Here is an 18,157-nt window from a genome sequence, read left to right as displayed (position 1 = left end):
GCTGGCTTTGACCAGTCTGCGTCCTGTTAGAAAGCTCAGGGCGAGACGGCTGTAGCTCGCATGGCTGATCCGGCGGGCGGCTCAACATCTCGACCGCAGTGGCGACAGACTTTGGCCTCCCGCTTTATCCACTCCGCACAATGCGGGCACTTGAGATTGCCGGCAGCTACGGCCTTCTGCTCTGTGGCGCCAACAGTGTCGCTTACCAATGCGACGTGAATGATAGCAATAATGAACAGGAAGAATCCATAGAACCACCAGACTCCCGGATCTCTTCCTTTTGATGCGGCAATTCTAGCCGGGATCAGGGCAAGCAGACCCATAAACACAATTAAGATAAAAATTTCCATTATCTCCCCCAAACCTTGAGTCGGGGAGTTAGGAAGGCCGTCCGTTGGGTTGACCCGCGTACGCCTTTAGGCCTTTCGGCCCTGGACATGCGCGCACGCCTCCCCGACCGCAATGGTTAGGGAGTGCTTCACGGCAGCACTAAAAGCCGCCCAACGTCGAGGTTCCTACGCCCCGGGCACGTCTGTGGACGAACCCGAAACCGTTGTGCACGGGATCTTGCTCGATCTCAAGCCCTGTCCGAATTTACAGCGTGACTCTGCCATCGCGATGAACGGCTAAGCTCTGCCCAACCCGAGGTCGCGAGCCAGTCGCCGACAGGCAGCGGCAGCGCGATCCACCGTCGCCGCAACCGCGATCTGCTGACTCAGAAACATATTTGGGTTGTGGCTGTCCGGTGGGACAGCCAGCCCCCAGGTGAGCTTCTTCTGCCAGACGGCGAGGCGAGCCCTGCTCATGACATAGTCGGCAAGAGCATCGGCCTCGATCGCCCGAACCGGATTCCCGGCGTTCCGCCGCAAGACGCAAACCCGCCGAAACTCGCTTTTCTCGGCTTTCGAAAACCCACGCGGCGGGCTCGGATCGGCGTCGTCAACCGGTGAGACTACCGATGCCTTCGGGGTTTTCATGGTCATAAGCCCTTCGACGTGAGGTGGAAAAACACGAGGGAGGCGGGCCTCGTCCGGAAAATGGCCAAAACTTTCAGGGGCCGGCGAAGAAAAAAGCCGCGGATGCCACCTCGTGCGGTGTTCGCCCCTTCGCATTCCCGTTTCGGACATGCCCCCCCGCCTCATTCAGGCTGCGCTCGCGGTCGGTGCAGGAGGGTCGGGCAGGTCAGCACCGATCTCGGCCTCGACTTGGTCACGCCATGCCGTCAGGCGCTTCCGTTCGGCGGCGACGCACTCGCACAAGTCGAGGCCTTCGAAGCCGGCGGATACGAGCTGCTCGCGGACGCGGTCGACGCCGACCTCGATGGCGGTATCAAGCGCGCGGCGAAGGTCGCCGCGATGACGGACGGGGCCAAGGCTCAACCGCATAATGACCTCCCGGCGTCGGAAGGCACAGCCGCGCGCAGAGCCGACCCGCTGGCACGGTCGCGCCACGCCTTCACTTTGACCCGCACCTTCGCCATCGCATGGGCGCGCTCGCCTTTGGTTGCGCCGGCAAGATCCAGGCGCCGTTCCTCTCGGCAAAGTGCTACGGCGGCCATGGCATCCAGACGCTGCTCAAGGGCTTCGACGCTGATCATGGACGGCTCCTGTTCTTGGCTGGCTTGGCGACTGGCGCGACGGGAGCGAAGGCCTTGGCCGAGTCTGCGGCGGCGGGCTCTGAGGCCGGCGCAGGCGTGGCGATGCCAGCAGCCGTGAGGCGGAGCTCGGCGACCAATGCGCGCCTCTCAGCCCGAAGCAACTCAAGCTCCTGGTGCCACTCCGCGCGAACCTTTGCGACGACCTGGCCGAGAGTGTCGGCGAGGGCTTCGGGGATGAGATCGGAGGAGCTCAAGGCGCGGCTCCCCATGCGATACCGGAGAGGACACTGACGGAGCCCTCCCGGATCCGCTCGGCGCCGAAATGCGCGCGAGCGAGAATCGCGACCTTGTTCGATTGCCACATGCTGGTCAGCACAGTGGCGGCGTTCGGGGGCGAGCTCGGCGCGCTGTCCATTTCGATGCTGGCTTGATCAGAGAGCGAAACGGTCACCGCCTCGATCTCGCCGGCGATGCCGGTGGCATCTAGGAGCGCAATCTGGCCGCTGAGCATTGCGCTCGAAACCAGCGCCGGCGTGTTCAGCATTTCGCCGCCGAGCGGCCCCATGGCCGGGAAGGTGAGCCTGCCGTCGGAGCCCGCGAGCGTGGCAGCACGGTTTGCGACATCGGCCCCCATGAGAAAGTAGAGGCTGCCGGCGCCGGTCGTGTTGATGAGGCCCAAGAGGGTGCGCAGGTCGGTCAACGCGGCGGCAGGCGTCGTGCCGGTCGCAGCGATCGGCGGGAGACCATCAGTGACGATGTCGACGAAGGCCGCATCAAGCGCATCGGCCACGGCTCCTCGCAGCGCATTGTCCAGCAACGCGCGACCGACTGGACTCGTCGAGCGGATCAGCTCGTTGCTCAAGACGATCAGCGCCGCGGCCTTTCGTTCTTCAAGTGCCGGGCCGGCCAGCGACATGGCGCTGACGGGGATCGGCTGGCCCTCGCCGGTTGCCCAAGCAGTCGCGTTCGCGATGACTATCGCCGCCTTCGTCTTCAAGGGTAGCCGCGTCATACCGTCCGCGAGGAGCCGGGCGAACACGGACTTCGAACGCAGGGACTCGACGAATGCCGAGATCACTTCGGCGCGGCCGTCGAGTGCGCCGCCCCAACTCGGGTCGCTGAGGGAGCCTGCGGCGGACTTGATATACCGCAGAGCTAGTTCGGACGCCTGTTCCGCTTGCGCCAATGCCAGCGATTGCATGGCGTCGCCCCGGCCAAGGGCGACAAAGCGGGCGACTTCGCCTAGGACGCCAGCCGCCTCGGTGCGGTCTTCACGGTCCAGAACGGATGAAAATCTCGGCATCTCGGCGCTCGCCTCGGTCAGTTGGGTCCGAGAGAGGGTCGTCGACTGCCGCATGCGGCGCTACGCGGGGCGCGACTTTGGCCCGCGCGAGTCACCGATGCGCCAGATCCGCCAAATCGCCCCTGCGCGGTCCTTGCCCTGATGCTCCACGCCGAAGCCCCAGCTCTCGCTACCTTGGAAGCGTGCGACTCTCCGACCCAGACGCCGCGCATCGAGCTGACCGATGGCCGCATGGATTGCCTCGGCGAGCGCTACGCGATGCGGTTTCTGCGCCGCCCTAATCAAGTCGGCGGCGCTGAAGCTGGCCGCCCCGACTTCGCGCGAAATGGCGGCGAGTAGCGCGGCATCCGGAGAGACGGCCTCGGCAGCCCGCTCGATCCGTTCAAGCCGCGCGCTGATGTCGCGAAGTTCAGCCAAGACCAAGCGGGCGAGATCGCGAGACCCGACCTCGTCCTCTTCCTGAAATTGGCGGCTCCGCATCAGCATGGCGACACAGAATCACGCCTCGAATCGCCGCGCAAACGGTCGCGCAGATGTCCAGCAGTTGCAGCGGTTCTATCGCGCCGCACCGGCGTCGATCGCGCAGAGGGCTGGAATTCATAGCAGCGAATCGGTAGCGTGCGGGCGAATGTCGACTACGAGAGTTTGTTGGCCAGATCGTTGGCTGATGGGCGCGGGCCGAACTTCTCATCGTGATATTTTTCAATATCTTAGATGAGAATGGGCGATCCTCTCCGCCGGCACCACCCTGATCCCTGTGGCCTGTCGCTTGCTTAGGCATGCCGCCGCGACGGAGACGATCGGAGCCTGCCGAGCGATGACTTCTGCCGACCAGCGCGACCAATTGCTCGCTCTCGCGCAACGCTGCGAGCGCACCGGCCGCCCCGACCGCAATCTCGACGCCGACATCTACGAGGCGCTCGGCTTCACCGTGCGCCGCAAGCCCACCAATCTGATGGCGCCGCGCACCCCGCCCGGCGGCATCTACCAGCAGGGCTCGCTCTGGAAGGCGATCGGCCGGATCAGCGCCGAGATCGACGTCGTGGTCGGCGTCATCCGGCAGAAGGCGCCGGAGTGGAACTGGAGCCTGCAATCGGTCGCCACCGAGGAACAGACCTTCGAGGCGCTGGTCGCCGGCTGCTCGGGCCAGGGCGCACTCGCCTCGCTCGCGCTCTGCGCCGCCCTGCTCAAGGCCTTCGCCAGGAGCCGCTCCGATCAGCCGGGCACGCAGGCCGAACGCTAAAAAGAGTTTTGACTTCAAAAGCGAAGCCGATTCGCCGGATAGATTGAGTCAACCAGCCCGGATGAAGCCCCGCCGGAGCGGCAGGCTCACGGAAAGTTGACCCAAGGCAACCACATGGCGGTTGAAGGCGTTGTCGCGGCAGCTAGGTTGACGCTCGGGCGAGCCGATGCCCAGGGCATGATGCCGGCTGGCGGGGCGCCATCCGGGGGAGGTCGTGCCCTTCTCGTTGTTGGAGCCTGATCATGGCCCGTTTCGAACCCTCGCGCCGCACCGTGATGGCGGGCGCCAGCGCGCTTACCGCCGCAGCCGCGCTCGGCCTGCCTGCCGCTATTGCGCCGGCCCACGCGCAAGGAGCTGCCGTGAGCCAGAACCCGGGATTCTACCGCTACAAGGTCGGCGACATCACCGTCACCGCCCTGAACGACGGCTTCGCCAAGCGTCCGCTCGAGGGCTTCGTCCGCAACGCCGAACTCGCCGACGTCAAGAAGGCGATGGAACAGGCCTATCTGCCGGCCGACGCGCTCTCGATCAGCTTCACCACGCTGGCGCTGCAGATCGGCGACAAGCTTACCCTGATCGACACCGGCAACGGCGATTCCGGCGCGCCGACCTCAGGCGCCTGGATGAAGAACTTCCTGGCCGCCGGGCTCGACCCGAAGAACGTCTCGACCGTGGTCTTCAGCCATTTCCACGGCGACCACATCAACGGCTTCCGGCTCAAGAACGGCAGCGCCGTCTTCCCGAACGCCGAGGTGATGGTACCGGCGGCCGAATGGGCGTTCTGGATGGACGACGCCAAGATGAACGCCGCCCCCGAAGCGATGAAGGGCGCCTTCGCCGGCGTGCGCCGCGTCTTTGGTCCCGTCGCCAAGGATGTGAAGCAGTACGAGGCCGGCAAGGAGATCCTGCCGGGCGTGACCGCGATCGCGGCGCCTGGCCACACGCCGGGCCACACCGTCTATGCCGTCTCCTCCGGCAGCGGCAAGCTGATGGTGATGTCGGACACGACCAACCACCCTGCGCTGTTCGTGCGCAATCCCGACTGGTCGGCGGTGTTCGACATGGATGGGCCGCAAGCAGCCGCCACCCGCCGCAAGCTGCTCGACATGGCCGTGGCCGACAAGATGCAGGTCGCCTTCTACCACGCTCCCTTCCCCGCCACCGGCCATATCGCCAAGGCCGGCAACGGCTTCGAGCTCGTACCGTTGCAGTGGAGCAGCGCGATCTGAGACCCTCGCGCTTCCGCTGGAGAAAGGCCGGGGCAAGCGCCTCGGCCTTTCTTTTTCGCGCCCCGCTTCCGAGCGGCTCGCGACCAAGCCCGTCGGCGTGCTAGACGGGTTGGAGCCATGCCTATCGGATACCAGCGATGACCGAGCGCTTCGCCGCCATCTCCTTCGTCGCCAGCGACACCGCCGAGGCCCAGGCCGCGCGGCTCAAGCTGGTCGAGCGCTATGGCGATGCCGATCCGGCCGAAGCCGAGGTGGTCGTGGCGCTCGGCGGCGACGGACTCATGCTGCAGACGCTGCATCGCTTCATGGGTACGGCGAAGCCGATCTACGGCATCAACCGCGGCTCGGTCGGCTTCCTGATGAACGAGTTCCGCGAGCGCGGCCTGCGCCAGCGGCTCGAGGCGGCACAGCGCAGCGTCGTCCACCCGCTGACGATGACGGCGGTCGACTGCAACGGCAAGCGCGTCGAGGCGCGCGCGATCAATGAGGTCTCGCTGTTCCGTCGTTCCTATCAGGCGGCGAAGCTGCGGCTCTCGGTCGACGGGCAGGTGCGCCTGTCCGAGCTCGTCGCCGACGGCGTGCTGGTCGCGACTCCGGCCGGCTCGACCGCCTACAACCTCTCGGCCAATGGCCCGATCCTGCCGCTCGACGCGCCGCTTCTGGCGCTGACCCCGCTCTCGCCCTTCCGGCCGCGGCGCTGGCGCGGTGCGCTCCTGCCCGACCATGCCAAGGTGACGATCGCAGTGATGGAGGCTGATAAGCGCCCGGTCAGCGCCGTCGCCGACCACACCCAGATCGACAATGTCGTCTCGGTCTCGATCGCGATCGATCGCTCGCTCGACCTCGTCATGCTGCACGATCCCGGCCACAGCCTGGACGAACGCATCCTGCGCGAGCAGTTCGGCTATTGAGGCGGCCGCGGCTGTCGAGCCTCGCTATCACGCCTGCCGTTTGCCGGTCGTCCTGATCCGTTTGCCGGCCCTCGGAAAGCTCTAATTTTTTGTCGGGGACAAATCCCGGAAAGACCTTGAACAAAACGAGAACATCGTTGATAGTGCCCGCGTGGCCGGCTAGGGTCCGGCTCCGGTCGATCGGCCGGGTTTGTGATGAAGTGCGCAGGAAACGGAGCCTGTCATGGCTGGTAGCGTCAACAAGGTCATTCTGGTCGGCAATCTCGGGCGCGACCCCGAGGTGCGGCGCCTCGGCAGCGGCGAGCCGGTGATCAATCTCAGGATCGCCACCTCGGAAACCTGGCGCGATAAGCAGTCGGGCGAGCGCAAGGAGCGCACCGAGTGGCACTCCGTGGTGATCTTCAACGAGAACCTCGCCAAGGTCGCCGAGCAATATCTGAAGAAGGGTTCGAAGATTTACATCGAAGGCCAGCTGCAGACCCGCAAATGGCAGGACCAGCAGGGCGTCGAGAAGTATACGACCGAAATCGTGTTGCAGCGTTTCCGCGGCGAGCTCACCATTCTCGACAGCCGCGGCCAGGGTGGCGACGAGGCTGGTAGCGGCGGCGGCTATGGCGACGAGGGTTCGTCGGGCGGTAGCGGCTCCTTCGGCCGGTCGAGCCCGGTCGGCGGCGGCTCACGCCAGCCGGCGATGGCGAGCGGCGGCAGCAGCAGCGGCGGTTCGCGCTCGTCGAGCCATCTCGACGACGACATCCCGTTCTAGGGCGATTGCCCGGCGAGATCGGGCGTCATTTCCGGACTGGCCGCGAGAGCGGTGCGCGCCGGGATCCATCATGGGCTTTGTGCTCCATGATGGATTCCGGCGTTCATTTTAGTCTGGCCCTACGGCACCTCGCCCTCGAAGGACACGCCGAGCGAGCCGAGCGCACGCCAGTAGTCCGGATAGGTCTTGGCCACGCAACCAGGGTCGAGGATGGTGATCCCGCCGATCTTCAGCCCCGCCAGCGCGAAGCTCATGGCGATGCGGTGATCGGCGAAGGTGTCGATCTCGGCGGGAAGCGTCTGGCCGGCCAGCGCCGGATCGGAGGCGACGAGGAGATCGTCGCCCTCCTCCACGCCAAGACCCGGCCTGATCCGCGCCAGCCCCTGCGCCAGCGCCGCGACGCGGTCACATTCCTTGACGCGCAGATTGGCGATACCGATGAAGCGCACCGGCGTCCGGTTGAAGGCGGCGAGCACGGCCAGCGTCGGCACCGCATCCTGCATCTGCGAGCCGTCGATCTCGGCCGGCAGGTTCGGGAAGGCGGCGATCAGCGCATGCGCCTTGGCATCGGGCTGGGTGAAGGCTTCGGCCCGCACACCAAGATCGATCGCTCCGCCGGTCAGCACCTCCGCCGCCCAGAGATAGGTCGCGGCCGAGGCGTCGGGCTCGATCAGGTAATCGGTCGCGACATAGCCGGTCGGCGCGATCCGCCAGCCGCCGCTGTCCGGCTCCGACACCTCGGCGCCGAAGGCCCGCATCGTCGCCAGCGTCAGGTCGACATAGCCGCGCGCGCCGATTTCCTGGCCGGTCAGCACGACCTCGACAGGGTTGCGCGCGCAGGCGCCGGCCATCAACAACGCCGAGACGTACTGGCTGGAAAGGCCGCCATCGACCTCGACCAGTCCGCCATCGAAACCGCCCCGCCCCTCGATCGTCACCGGCGGGCAGCCGCTCGGCGCCTCGATCGTGACGCCTAACCGGGTGAGCGCCTCGACCAGCGGCAGGATCGGCCGCTTGCGCATGTGTTCGTCGCCATCGACGACGACTGTGCCGTCGACGAGCGCGGCTGCGGCAGTCAGGAAGCGGGTCGCGGTGCCGGCATTGCCGAGGAAGAGCGGTGCCGCCGGTGCCCGCAGCTTTCCGTCGCTGGTGACGATGAAGCTGGTTTCGTCGGGCTCGGCGATCTCGACGCCCATGTCCCGCAGCGCCTGCGCCATATAGCGGGTGTCGTCGCTCTTCAGCGCGCCGCTGAGCCGGCTGGTACCCTTCGCCAGCGCCGCGACCAGCAGCGCCCGGTTGGTGATCGACTTCGAGCCGGGCGGCATGACGCGGCCGGTCAACGCCACCGTCGTCGGCAGGATGGTGAGTTTGCGGAGATCCGTCGGGGTCATGGCAGGCTCGCGAGGCTTCGTCGCGAGGGTCTTAGACCGTGCGGCTGGAGAGCGGAAGGCACGCCGTCATTGCGAGCGCAAACCGTCATGCTCGCCCTTGTGGCGAGCATCCACGTCTTGAACACCGCGTTCGATCAGTGAAGCGAAGGCGTGGATGGTCGGGACAAGCCCGACCATGACGGGGAATGGTTCAGCCCTTCGCCAGCCCGAACCCGCCGACCGGCTCGGTGACGACATGGCTGTCGAAGCCGGCGATGATCGGCCTGGCCTTGGCGATCGCCGCCTGCACCGCCGGCAAGGCGAGCGAGGCCTTGTGGCTGTCCTCGCGGTCCCAGACCTCGGTGACCCAGATCGCGTCGGCATCATCAGGATCGCGGGCGACGACATAGCTCAGGCAGCCGGGCATGGTGTCGCTGCTCTCAAGGATGTAGCCGATCAGCGCCTCGCGCTCGCCCGGCTTGGCCCGCATCTTCCCGATCAATCCGTACATGGCAGCGCTCTCCCGTTTCGGCCGGCACCGTGCCGAAGCGCCCGGCGCGGCGCAACTGGACGACTGACCAAAGCTGTCAGCAGCGCAACCCGGCTTGGCCGCGCTCGTCACACAGGCGGCCGCCGCTCGCCCAGGACCGCCTGCGCCATGCGGTCGAGCAGGATCGCGAGCGCCACGACCGCGAGGCCGCCGACAAAGCCAAGCCCGGGATCGGCCCGCTGCAGGCCAAGCAGCACGACTTCGCCCAAGCCTTTCGCGCCGATCATCGAGGCGACCACGACCATGGCCAGCGCCAGCATGATCGCCTGGTTGAGGCCCTGCAGGATCACAGGTCGCGCCAAGGGCAATTCGATGAGCCAGAGCGTCTGGCGCGGGCGCAGTCCGAGCGCCTGGGCGGCCTGGACCATGCCGATATCGATGCCGCGCAAGCCGAGTTCGGTCAGCCGCGCGAAGGGCGGCAGGGCGTAGATCAGCGTCGCGAGCAGAGCCGGCGCCCGCCCCAGCCCGAGCAGCATCGCCACCGGGATCAGGTAGACGAAGCTCGGAATGGTCTGCATCAGGTCGTAGACGGGCGCGAGCACCCGCCCCAGCCGTGGCAGGCGCGCCGCAGCGATGCCGAGTGGCAGGCCGAGGATGACGACCAGCACCACTGCGACGATGACGAGCGCGAGCGACTGCATCGCCTCGGTCCAGACGCCGAGACCAGCGAGGACCAGCGGCAGGCTCGCCATCGCGAGCGCGAAGCCGAGACTGCGCCGCGCAAACCAGGCTCCGACGGCGACGGCAAGGATGAAAACCGGCACGGGTACGAGCAGGAGGAGCGTCTCGACGCCGCGCACCGGCGCCGTCAGCAGCCTGCTGAAACCGTCGAGATCATCGCCATAGCCGGTGACGACGGCATCGACCGCCTGATTGACCAGCCTTTGCAGCCCTTTGCCGAAATCCGGCAGCCAGTCCGGTGTCACAGGCCGGACGCGACCTTGCTGGCGACATCGGCCGGCAACCAAGCCTTCCAGACATCAGCTTGCGTCTTCAGGAAGACGAGCGCCTGCTGCTCGGGCGAGATGCCCCTCTCACGCGCCTCGGCGAGCATCCTCGAGGTCAGCTCGCTGGTGGTGGTGTATTTCTTGAAGAAGCCGGCGAGCTGCGGCGCTTTCTTGGCGAACTCGATATTGGCGCCGATGACGACGCGACTCACGGGATAGGCGCTGGCGCGCTTGGGCGCATCGCTCGCCTTGAGTTCGTTCCAGATCGCCTGATCGAAGGGCGGCTCGTCGAGCTTGACCAGGTCATAGGCACCGAGCAGCCAGCTCGGGCCCCAATAATAGAACACGACCGGCCGCTTGCGCTTCAGGGCGGATTCGACGGCGGCGACGATCGCCTCGCCGGAACCGCCACGGAGATTGGTGAAATCGCCGGCCAGCCCGTAGGCGACGAGCTTCTTGCTGTTGATGCCCTCGCAGACCCAGCCGGCCACGCAATTATAGAAGCGTCCCTTGCCGGGCTCGTCCGGGTCGGTGAACAGCTCCTTGTAGCGCTTGAGCTCCTGCACCGATTTCAGCTCGGGCGCCTTGGCGTCGGGGCCGGAGACCAGATAGCGCGGCACGAACCAGCCTTCGTTCGCATCCGGGAACGTCGTACCCAGCGGCTCGACCTTGCCGGCAGCAGCCTCCTTGACCCAGGCTTCGACCGGGTTGGCCAGCCAGATCTCCATGACGATGTCGACATCGCCGCGACCGAGGCCGTTGACCAGCGGCGCGATCACGCCCGGCACGCGCTCGACCTTGCAGCCGAAACCCTTCTCCGCGATGGCGCTGGCGACAGCCGTGTGGAAGGCGGCGGAATCATAGTCGAGCCCCGCCATCTTCAGCGGCCGATCGAGCTCGCAGGCGAGGCCAGGAACGGCAAGGCCGAGGCCGAGCAGCAGCGCTGCTCCTCGCAGAACGGCTTTCATCATGACGATCCCCCCGCTGGCTGCCGTGCCCGATCATGGCACCTGACAATTCGGCATGTCCACGAAGCGCGAAAGCGGGCGAAATGTTCCGCCCTGACAGGCGAAAACCTTAGCGCCGCTTTCAAGTCATGGACACTGCGCAAACGGCGGATGACATGGACCGCGCGCCTGACCAGGCCTGTCAGCAGGCCGCATGCTCAGCCGAGCGTGCCCAGCCCGCGCAAGGCCTTCAGCGTCTCGCGCAGGCCGCGATGCAATGGCTTGTCCTTGCGCAGGACGAGGCCGAGCGTGCGATGCACGCGCGGCGACAGGGGTCGCACGACCAGCCCATCGCTTTCGCCGCGCACCGCCATGCCTGGCAGGATGGCACAGCCAAGGCCGGCGCCAACCAGCCGCTTGATCGCCTCGACGCTGCCGAGCGACATCACCGGCCGCAGCGTCACGCCGGCGCGGGCGAACCACTCGTCGGCGATGCGCCTGGTGATACCGCCCGGCTCGAACAGCAGCACCGGCAGGCGCGCCAGCGCCTCGGGCGTCAACCGCGCCGGCAGCTCCATGCCCGGCGGCGCGATCACGGCGAACTCGTCATCGAGCAGCGGCGTGACCTCCAGGCTGCGGCCGGCGGCCGGCAGCGAGACCAGGCCGATATCGATCTGATTGTCCTCGATCCCTTTGACGATATCGGAGGTGTTGCCGGTGCTGACGGTGATCTCGAGCGTCGGATGGCGCTGGCGCAATTCGCGCAGCACCGGCGGCAGCAGGAAGATGCAGGCGGTCGCCCCGGTGCCGATCCGGACACGGCCCATCGCGCCGGTCGCATGCCGCGCCATGGCCTCGCGCGCCGCCGCCACCGCCGCCTCGATCCGCCCGGCATGGTCGAGCAATTCGATGCCAGCGGCCGTCGGCTGCGCGCGGCGGCCGACCCGCTCGATCAGCAGCGTGCCGAGCCGGCGCTCGAGCTCGCGGATCTGCAGGCTGACCGCCGGCTGGCTCAGGCCGAGCCGCTCGGCCGCTGCCGAGAAGCTGCCGAGCGCAATCACCTGGCGGAAGCTGTCGAGCTGGTCGAGGCGAAGGTTACGCATCTCAAAGAAATTCTCATACTTTGCATAATTTCGAGAAGCTTCTTTTATGACGCGGCAAAGCGCAAGTTGGCCTCGCGGCTGGGGAGAGTGTCCGGCCGCGGCGAGGCGCGAGCGATGAACGGGATCTGGTGTGCGGGACGAAGGCTGCTGTCAGAGATTCCTTGATCGAATCCCCCAAGCCCTCATCCTGAGGAGCCATTCCGTCAGGGATGGCGTCTCGAAGGATGCTCCAGGAAGCTCCGAAACCATCTGGAGCATCCTTCGAGACGCGAGCTGTGCTCGCTCCTCAGGATGAGGGCTGAAAGGGTTCTTGGGTGGGTTCGCCCGCGTGACACGACGGCAGGCGCTGACCGGGCGCCCCTATATGGGAAGGCGGCCCTGCCGGGCCGGAACGATTGCGATGACGACCTCTGAGTCCGCCGGCAACGCTGCGCCGCCAATCCTCATCCGCGATGCGCGGGAGGGCGACATGGGCGCGATCCAGGTGATCTACACCCACCATGTCCTCACCGGCCTTACGAGCTTCGAGGAGGCACCGCCGAGCGTCGAGGAGATGCTGGCGCGCCGGCAGGCCGTGCTGGGGCTCGGCCTGCCTTATCTCGCAGCCGAACTCGACGGCCGGATCGTCGGCTACAGCTATGCGACGGCCTATCGCCCTCGCCCGGCCTATCGCCACACCATCGAGGACTCGATCTATGTCGCCGATGGGCTCGGCGGCCGGGGGATCGGCTCCACCTTGCTCGGCGCGCTGATCGGCCGCTGCGAGGCCGGGCCCTGGCGTCAGATGCTCGCCAATATCGGGGATAGCGGCAATGCCGGTTCGATCGGCCTGCATCGCCGCTTCGGCTTCGAGCCGGTCGGCACCTTGCGCTCGACCGGTTTCAAGTTCGGCCGCTGGGTCGACACCGTGCTGATGCAGCGCAGCCTCGGGGCCGGCGACGAGACGTTGCCCCAGCCATGGACGGCCGGATTGGCCCGGTGATCTCCCGCAGCACCGTCTTCTGTCTCGGGCTGGCGCAGCTCATTTCCTGGGGCGTCTCCTATTATCTGGTCGGCGCCTTCGGCGAGCCGATCGCGGCCGAGTTCGGCTGGTCGCAGGCGATCATCCATGGCGGGCTCTCAGCCGGGCTCCTCGTGATGGGACTGACCTCCGGCGCGGTCGGCCGCCTGATCGATCGCCATGGCGGCCGCAACGTTATGTGCGCCGGCTCGCTGCTCACCGCTGTCGGCATCGCCGGCCTCGCCTTCGCGCAGACGATCGCAGCCTATTACGCCGCCTGGATCTGCCTCGGTCTCGCCATGCGGCTCACACTCTACGACGCCGCCTTCGCCGCGCTCGCTTATATCGGCGGCAGCGCCGCGCGCCGCCCGATCGCGCAGATCACCCTGCTCGGCGGCCTCGCCTCGACGGTGTTCTGGCCGCTGGGCCATGCGCTCGCCGAGCAGTTCGGCTGGCGCGGCGCGCTCCTCGCCTATGCCGGCTTCGCCTTGCTCACCCTGCCCTTGCATCTGACACTGCCGGCCGGCTCCGCCCGCCCCCTCCCCGACGCCAGCGCCGCAAAGCCCGTCAGCGTGCTCAGCCCGGCGGATACACGCTTCGCCGGCATCCTTTACGCGCTGATCGTCACCTTTGCCGGCATTCTCAATGCGGGCATGTCGGCGCATATGATTGGCATCCTCGCCGGGCTCGGCCTGCCCGCCGCCGCCGCGGTCTGGATCAGCTCGACGCGCGGCATCGGCCAGTCGCTGGCGCGGCTCGGCGAGGTCCTGTTCGGGTCCCGCACCAGCCCGTTCGACCTCAACCTCGTCGCCTGCCTGGTGCTGCCGCTCTGCTTCGTCGTCGGCCTCGCCGGCGGCGCGAGCGCCATCGCGGCACTCGTCTTCGCTTTCGCCTATGGCGCCGGCAACGGCGTGCTGACGATCACGCGCGGCACGCTGCCGCTGATGCTGTTCGACCCCAGGAGCTATGGCGCCTATGTCGGCCGATTGCTGGCGCCCGGCTTCTTCTTGTCGGCCGCCGCGCCGCTCGGCTATGCGCTATTGATCGAGCGCTATGGCGCCTCGGCGGCGCTGATCCTCTCCGGTGCCCTGGCCGTCGCCATGCTCGTCGCGGCGATCCTGCTCCGGCGGCACTTCCGCAGCCTGCCACGCTCCTGACAACCGCTGTCAGCACACCCCACAAGAACAATGCGGCAACATCCACGGCTGCGTGCTACTCATGCCGGCCTCCCGCCCGGCCGCACTGGCACGGCACGGCGATTGCCCTATCTCTACGGCTGACCCCGAACCGGACACCACCATGGCTCGCAAGACCACGCTCGCCGACCAGGCTGCCGCGCTGGAAGACATGTTCGACCGCAACCGTGCGGCCGACCCGAACGCCCGCGTCATCTCCGTGCGCGGTGCGCGCGAGCACAATCTCAAGAATGTCGATCTCGCGATTCCGCGCGACAAGCTGGTGGTGTTCACCGGGCTGTCAGGCTCGGGCAAGTCCTCGCTCGCCTTCGATACGATCTATGCGGAGGGCCAGCGCCGTTATGTCGAGTCGCTCTCGGCCTATGCCCGCCAGTTCCTCGAGATGATGCAGAAGCCCGATGTCGACCAGATCGACGGGCTCTCGCCGGCGATCTCGATCGAGCAGAAGACGACCTCGAAGAACCCGCGCTCGACGGTCGGCACCGTCACCGAGATCCACGACTATATGCGCCTGCTCTGGGCCCGCACCGGCATCCCCTATTCGCCAGCGACCGGCCTGCCGATCGAGAGCCAGACCGTGCAGCAGATGGTCGATCGCCTGGTCGAACTGCCGGAGAAGACCCGCGGCTACCTGCTGGCGCCCGTCGTCCGCGGCCGCAAGGGCGAGTTCCGCAAGGAGATGGCCGACTGGCTGAAGCGCGGCTTCCAGCGCGTCAAGGTCAATGGCGAGTTCTACGAGATCCCGGACGCGCCTGTTCTCGACAAGAAGTTCAAGCACGACATCGACGTCGTCGTCGACCGCATCGTCATCCGCGCCGATCTCGGCGCCCGCCTCGCGGATTCGCTGGAGCAGGCGCTCGAGTTCGCCGACGGCATCGCCGTCTTCGAATATGCCGACGAGAAGGAGGAGAACGGCGAGGCCCGCCGCGTCACCTTCTCCTCGAAGTTCGCCTGCCCGGTCTCCGGCTTCACCATCCCCGAGATCGAGCCGCGCCTGTTCTCGTTCAACAATCCGTTCGGCGCCTGCCCGGTCTGCGATGGGCTCGGCCACGAGATGCGGATCGATCCGGAGATGATCGTCCCGGATCATGGTCTCAGCCTGAAGAAGGGCGCGATCGCGCCCTGGGCCAAGTCGACCTCGCCCTATTACGGCCAGACGCTCGATGCGCTCGCCAGGCATTTCGGCTTCTCGACGACCAAGCCCTGGAGCGAGCTGCCGCAGAGCGCCCGCGACGCCATATTGTTCGGCACCGGCACCGAGGCCGTGCGCATGGCCTATAATGACGGCCTGCGCGCCTATGAGGTGAAGAAGCCCTTCGAGGGCGTGATCACCAATATGGAGCGGCGCTGGAAGGAGACCGAGAGCGACTGGGCCCGCGAGGAGATCGGCCGCTTCATGTCGGAGACGCCCTGCGCGGCGTGCAACGGCTTCAGGCTCAAGCCCGAGGCGCTGGCGGTCAAGATCGACATGCGCCATATCGGCGAGATCTCGCAGCTCTCGGTCAAGGACGCGCTCGCCTGGGTCACGGCCCTGCCCTCGCGGCTGTCGCACAAGCAGAACGAGATCGCCCCGCGCATCCTCAAGGAAATCCGCGACCGGCTGACCTTCCTGCTCGATGTCGGCCTGGAATACCTGACGCTGGCGCGCGGCTCGCGCACGCTCTCGGGCGGCGAGAGCCAGCGCATTCGCCTGGCCTCGCAGATCGGTTCGGGCCTCACCGGCGTGCTCTATGTGCTCGACGAGCCCTCGATCGGCCTGCACCAGCGCGACAATGAGCGCCTGCTCGGCACGCTGCGCCGCCTGCGCGACCTCGGTAACACCGTGATCGTCGTCGAGCATGACGAGGACGCGATCATGACCGCCGACTATGTCGTCGATGTCGGCCCCGGCGCCGGCATCCATGGCGGCGAGATCGTCGCCAAGGGCACGCCGCAGGACATCCTCGACGATCCGAACTCGCTCACCGGCAAATACCTCACCGGCGAGATGAGCGTCCCGGTGCCGCTGAAGCGCCGCAAGCCGCAGAAGGGCCGCGCGCTGAAGATCGTCGGCGCCCGCGGCAACAACCTCAAGGACGTCACGGTCGACATCCCGCTCGGCCTGTTCACCTGCATCACCGGCGTGTCGGGCGGCGGCAAGTCGACGCTGATCATCGACACGCTCTACAAGGCGATCGCGCGCAAGCTCAACGGCTCGATCGAGCATCCGGCGAGCCATGACCGGATCGAGGGCATGGAGCATCTCGACAAGGTCATCGACATCGACCAGTCGCCGATCGGCCGCACACCGCGCTCGAACCCGGCGACCTATACCGGCGCCTTCACGCCGATCCGCGAATGGTTCGCCGGTCTGCCCGAGGCCAAGGCGCGCGGCTACCAGGCCGGCAGGTTCAGCTTCAACGTCAAGGGAGGCCGCTGCGAGGCCTGCCAGGGCGACGGCGTCATCAAGATCGAGATGCACTTCCTGCCCGACGTCTACGTCACCTGCGATGTCTGCAAGGGCAAGCGCTATGACCGCGAGACGCTCGAGGTGAAGTACCGCGACAAGTCGATCGCCGACGTGCTCGACATGTCGGTCGAGGAGGCCAAGACGCTGTTCAAGGCCGTGCCCTCGATCCGCGAGAAGATGGTGACGCTCGCCCGCGTCGGCCTCGACTATGTCAAGGTCGGCCAGCAGGCGACGACGCTCTCGGGCGGCGAGGCGCAGCGCGTCAAGCTCTCCAAGGAGCTCTCCAAGCGCGCCACCGGCCGCACCCTCTACATCCTCGACGAGCCGACCACCGGCCTGCACTTCCACGACGTCGCCAAGCTGATGGAGGTGCTGCACGAGCTGGTCGAGCAGGGCAATTCCGTGGTGGTGATCGAGCACAATCTCGAAGTGATCAAGACCGCCGACTGGGTCCTCGACCTCGGCCCCGAAGGCGGCGACGGCGGCGGCATGGTGGTGGCGCAAGGCACGCCGGAGGACATCGTCCGGATCGGCAAAGGCCACACCGCGCGCTTCCTCAAGGAAGTGCTGGAGCGGCGGCCGTTGAAGGGCAAAGGCGCGCGGCAGGCGGCGGAGTAAGGCGCAAAGGCAGGCGACGGTCTGATTCAGTAAGCTATTAGGCCGACATCCTGCTCTCTATTCAGTATCTGGCCGCAAAGGTCGGGTTTCTGGCTAAGCAAAGTCGGCACCTAGGGAGGCAATCTGCGCAAACGAGTCTCTCACTTACTCGGTCAGAAGCTTGGCGATAGGCACCCACACGGACAAACCGTCTCTAGCAAGTATTGCGTCACCAGCTATTAAAACGCGCTGATTACTCTTAATAACGACCAACTGCTCTGCATTCACATAACTATTCTCGGCCTCGTTCCACGCCCGCGGGCCAGCTCTCAACCACACGTCCCGAACTGCCGAAAGCTTGTCATTTGCTGCAGGATACAAGGCGTCAGCCCGCGTTTCGTTTCTGAAAGTACGGTCAACTAGCTTTCCAGACTGCTCATCGATTCTTCCAAAATAAGTGTACCCCGCTACTTTTGGCAATTTCGCCACCGGCGAATACACGTCTCCAGGAGGAAAGAAATTCACCCCTACGATCTCAGATACAGGGGCAATGGCGTACTGCTCCTTGTTAGTTGGATCCGTGGTTATAAATATATCTCCAGCAACTTTAATTTTTTGTCCATGCTCCACATATCTTGTTGCTGTAGTTCCCATAAATATTGAATTAGACTCAATATTCCAGTGAAACGGCCGAGATCTCAACGCTACTTTCTCCTTGTTTACAGTCAGAAAATCTCCTCTTTTTGGAAATGTCGCGCCAATCCTATCGCTAATATCGAAATAAGTTTTCCTGATATTATTATTACTATTAATAACCCCAAAAACTACGAAACCAATTACCTTATTTGAGGGCTTTATATTCTCAATCTGAGTCGTTATTTCCTGAGAGAGCTCCGGGAAATTCGCACGCATTTCCAGTAAGACCTGACGATCTGTCGCACTCCTTACGATC

19 protein-coding genes are annotated in these 18,157 nt (G+C 65.9%); 7 read left to right on the top strand and 12 right to left on the bottom strand.

Annotated features, from left to right (window positions below; all coding sequences use genetic code 11):
* Positions 1–35: 35 nt before the first annotated feature.
* From ACSQ3M_RS28005 to ACSQ3M_RS27980, 6 genes are all read right to left on the bottom strand, one after another.
* Positions 36–350: a hypothetical protein gene (locus ACSQ3M_RS28005; protein WP_436153361.1), complete on the bottom strand. Its 315-nt coding sequence runs from the start codon at positions 348–350 to the stop codon at positions 36–38.
* A gap of 276 nt (positions 351–626) precedes the next feature.
* Entirely contained in the window at positions 627–983 is a 357-nt protein-coding gene (locus ACSQ3M_RS28000; RefSeq protein WP_436153360.1) for a hypothetical protein, read from the bottom strand.
* A 159-nt stretch (positions 984–1,142) separates the two neighbouring features.
* Positions 1,143–1,385 carry a hypothetical protein gene (locus ACSQ3M_RS27995; RefSeq protein WP_436153359.1) on the bottom strand — a complete coding sequence of 81 codons (243 nt, stop codon included), beginning with the start codon at positions 1,383–1,385 and terminating at the stop codon, positions 1,143–1,145.
* On the bottom strand, positions 1,376–1,597 hold the full coding sequence (locus ACSQ3M_RS27990; protein WP_436153358.1) for a hypothetical protein: 222 nt from the start codon (positions 1,595–1,597) through the stop codon (positions 1,376–1,378). The genes ACSQ3M_RS27995 and ACSQ3M_RS27990 overlap by 10 nt, the downstream gene beginning before the upstream one ends.
* A gap of 250 nt (positions 1,598–1,847) precedes the next feature.
* Positions 1,848–2,954: a phage major capsid protein gene (locus tag ACSQ3M_RS27985; RefSeq protein ID WP_436153357.1), complete on the bottom strand. Its 1,107-nt coding sequence runs from the start codon at positions 2,952–2,954 to the stop codon at positions 1,848–1,850.
* Positions 2,955–2,960: 6 nt separating this feature from the next.
* On the bottom strand, positions 2,961–3,386 hold the full coding sequence (locus ACSQ3M_RS27980) for a hypothetical protein (protein WP_436153356.1): 426 nt from the start codon (positions 3,384–3,386) through the stop codon (positions 2,961–2,963).
* 331 nt (positions 3,387–3,717) lie between these two features.
* Between ACSQ3M_RS27980 and ACSQ3M_RS27975 the strand changes: the two genes are divergently transcribed.
* From ACSQ3M_RS27975 to ssb, 4 genes are all read left to right on the top strand, one after another.
* Positions 3,718–4,143 (top strand): hypothetical protein, encoded by a 426-nt coding sequence (locus ACSQ3M_RS27975; RefSeq protein WP_436153355.1) that lies wholly within the window; start codon positions 3,718–3,720, stop codon positions 4,141–4,143.
* 242 nt (positions 4,144–4,385) lie between these two features.
* Positions 4,386–5,372, top strand: coding sequence for an MBL fold metallo-hydrolase (locus tag ACSQ3M_RS27970; protein WP_436153354.1), 987 nt, complete (start codon positions 4,386–4,388; stop codon positions 5,370–5,372).
* 137 nt (positions 5,373–5,509) lie between these two features.
* On the top strand, positions 5,510–6,283 hold the full coding sequence (locus ACSQ3M_RS27965; protein WP_436153353.1) for an NAD kinase: 774 nt from the start codon (positions 5,510–5,512) through the stop codon (positions 6,281–6,283).
* A 223-nt stretch (positions 6,284–6,506) separates the two neighbouring features.
* On the top strand, positions 6,507–7,046 hold the full coding sequence (gene ssb / locus ACSQ3M_RS27960; RefSeq protein WP_436153352.1) for a single-stranded DNA-binding protein: 540 nt from the start codon (positions 6,507–6,509) through the stop codon (positions 7,044–7,046).
* Between the two features lie 119 nt (positions 7,047–7,165).
* Here ssb and ACSQ3M_RS27955 read toward each other — a convergent pair whose 3' ends face one another.
* The 5 genes from ACSQ3M_RS27955 to ACSQ3M_RS27935 form a co-directional block, all read right to left on the bottom strand.
* Positions 7,166–8,437 carry a 3-phosphoshikimate 1-carboxyvinyltransferase gene (locus ACSQ3M_RS27955; RefSeq protein ID WP_436153351.1) on the bottom strand — a complete coding sequence of 424 codons (1,272 nt, stop codon included), beginning with the start codon at positions 8,435–8,437 and terminating at the stop codon, positions 7,166–7,168.
* A 190-nt stretch (positions 8,438–8,627) separates the two neighbouring features.
* Positions 8,628–8,927 (bottom strand): putative quinol monooxygenase, encoded by a 300-nt coding sequence (locus ACSQ3M_RS27950; protein WP_436153350.1) that lies wholly within the window; start codon positions 8,925–8,927, stop codon positions 8,628–8,630.
* Between the two features lie 107 nt (positions 8,928–9,034).
* Positions 9,035–9,892 (bottom strand): ABC transporter permease, encoded by an 858-nt coding sequence (locus tag ACSQ3M_RS27945; RefSeq protein WP_436153349.1) that lies wholly within the window; start codon positions 9,890–9,892, stop codon positions 9,035–9,037.
* Positions 9,889–10,884 carry an ABC transporter substrate-binding protein gene (locus ACSQ3M_RS27940; RefSeq protein WP_436153348.1) on the bottom strand — a complete coding sequence of 332 codons (996 nt, stop codon included), beginning with the start codon at positions 10,882–10,884 and terminating at the stop codon, positions 9,889–9,891. Before ACSQ3M_RS27940 ends, ACSQ3M_RS27945 begins: the two co-directional genes overlap by 4 nt.
* 194 nt (positions 10,885–11,078) lie before the next feature.
* Positions 11,079–11,963 carry a LysR family transcriptional regulator gene (locus tag ACSQ3M_RS27935; RefSeq protein WP_436153347.1) on the bottom strand — a complete coding sequence of 295 codons (885 nt, stop codon included), beginning with the start codon at positions 11,961–11,963 and terminating at the stop codon, positions 11,079–11,081.
* A gap of 400 nt (positions 11,964–12,363) precedes the next feature.
* Here ACSQ3M_RS27935 and ACSQ3M_RS27930 point away from each other — a divergent pair, with 400 nt between their 5' ends.
* The 3 genes from ACSQ3M_RS27930 (at position 12,364) to uvrA (ending at position 17,226) form a co-directional block, all read left to right on the top strand.
* A complete protein-coding gene (locus ACSQ3M_RS27930) occupies positions 12,364–12,945 on the top strand; it encodes an N-acetyltransferase family protein (RefSeq protein ID WP_436153346.1) in 582 nt (193 codons plus the stop codon).
* Positions 12,942–14,120: an MFS transporter gene (locus ACSQ3M_RS27925; protein WP_436153345.1), complete on the top strand. Its 1,179-nt coding sequence runs from the start codon at positions 12,942–12,944 to the stop codon at positions 14,118–14,120. The genes ACSQ3M_RS27930 and ACSQ3M_RS27925 overlap by 4 nt, the downstream gene beginning before the upstream one ends.
* Before the next feature lie 190 nt (positions 14,121–14,310).
* Positions 14,311–17,226, top strand: coding sequence for an excinuclease ABC subunit UvrA (uvrA, locus tag ACSQ3M_RS27920; protein WP_436153380.1), 2,916 nt, complete (start codon positions 14,311–14,313; stop codon positions 17,224–17,226).
* Positions 17,227–17,370: 144 nt separating this feature from the next.
* Here the strand turns inward: uvrA and ACSQ3M_RS27915 are convergent.
* A partial coding sequence (locus tag ACSQ3M_RS27915) for a hypothetical protein (protein ID WP_436153344.1) occupies positions 17,371–18,157 on the bottom strand: 787 nt, incomplete at its 5' end.

It is taken from the genome of Allobosea sp. LjRoot90 (assembly GCF_964254315.1).
Lineage (GTDB): Bacteria > Pseudomonadota > Alphaproteobacteria > Rhizobiales > Beijerinckiaceae > Allobosea.
The sequence above is the reverse complement of the archived record's forward strand: the minus strand, read 5'-3'. Positions and strand labels throughout refer to the sequence as shown.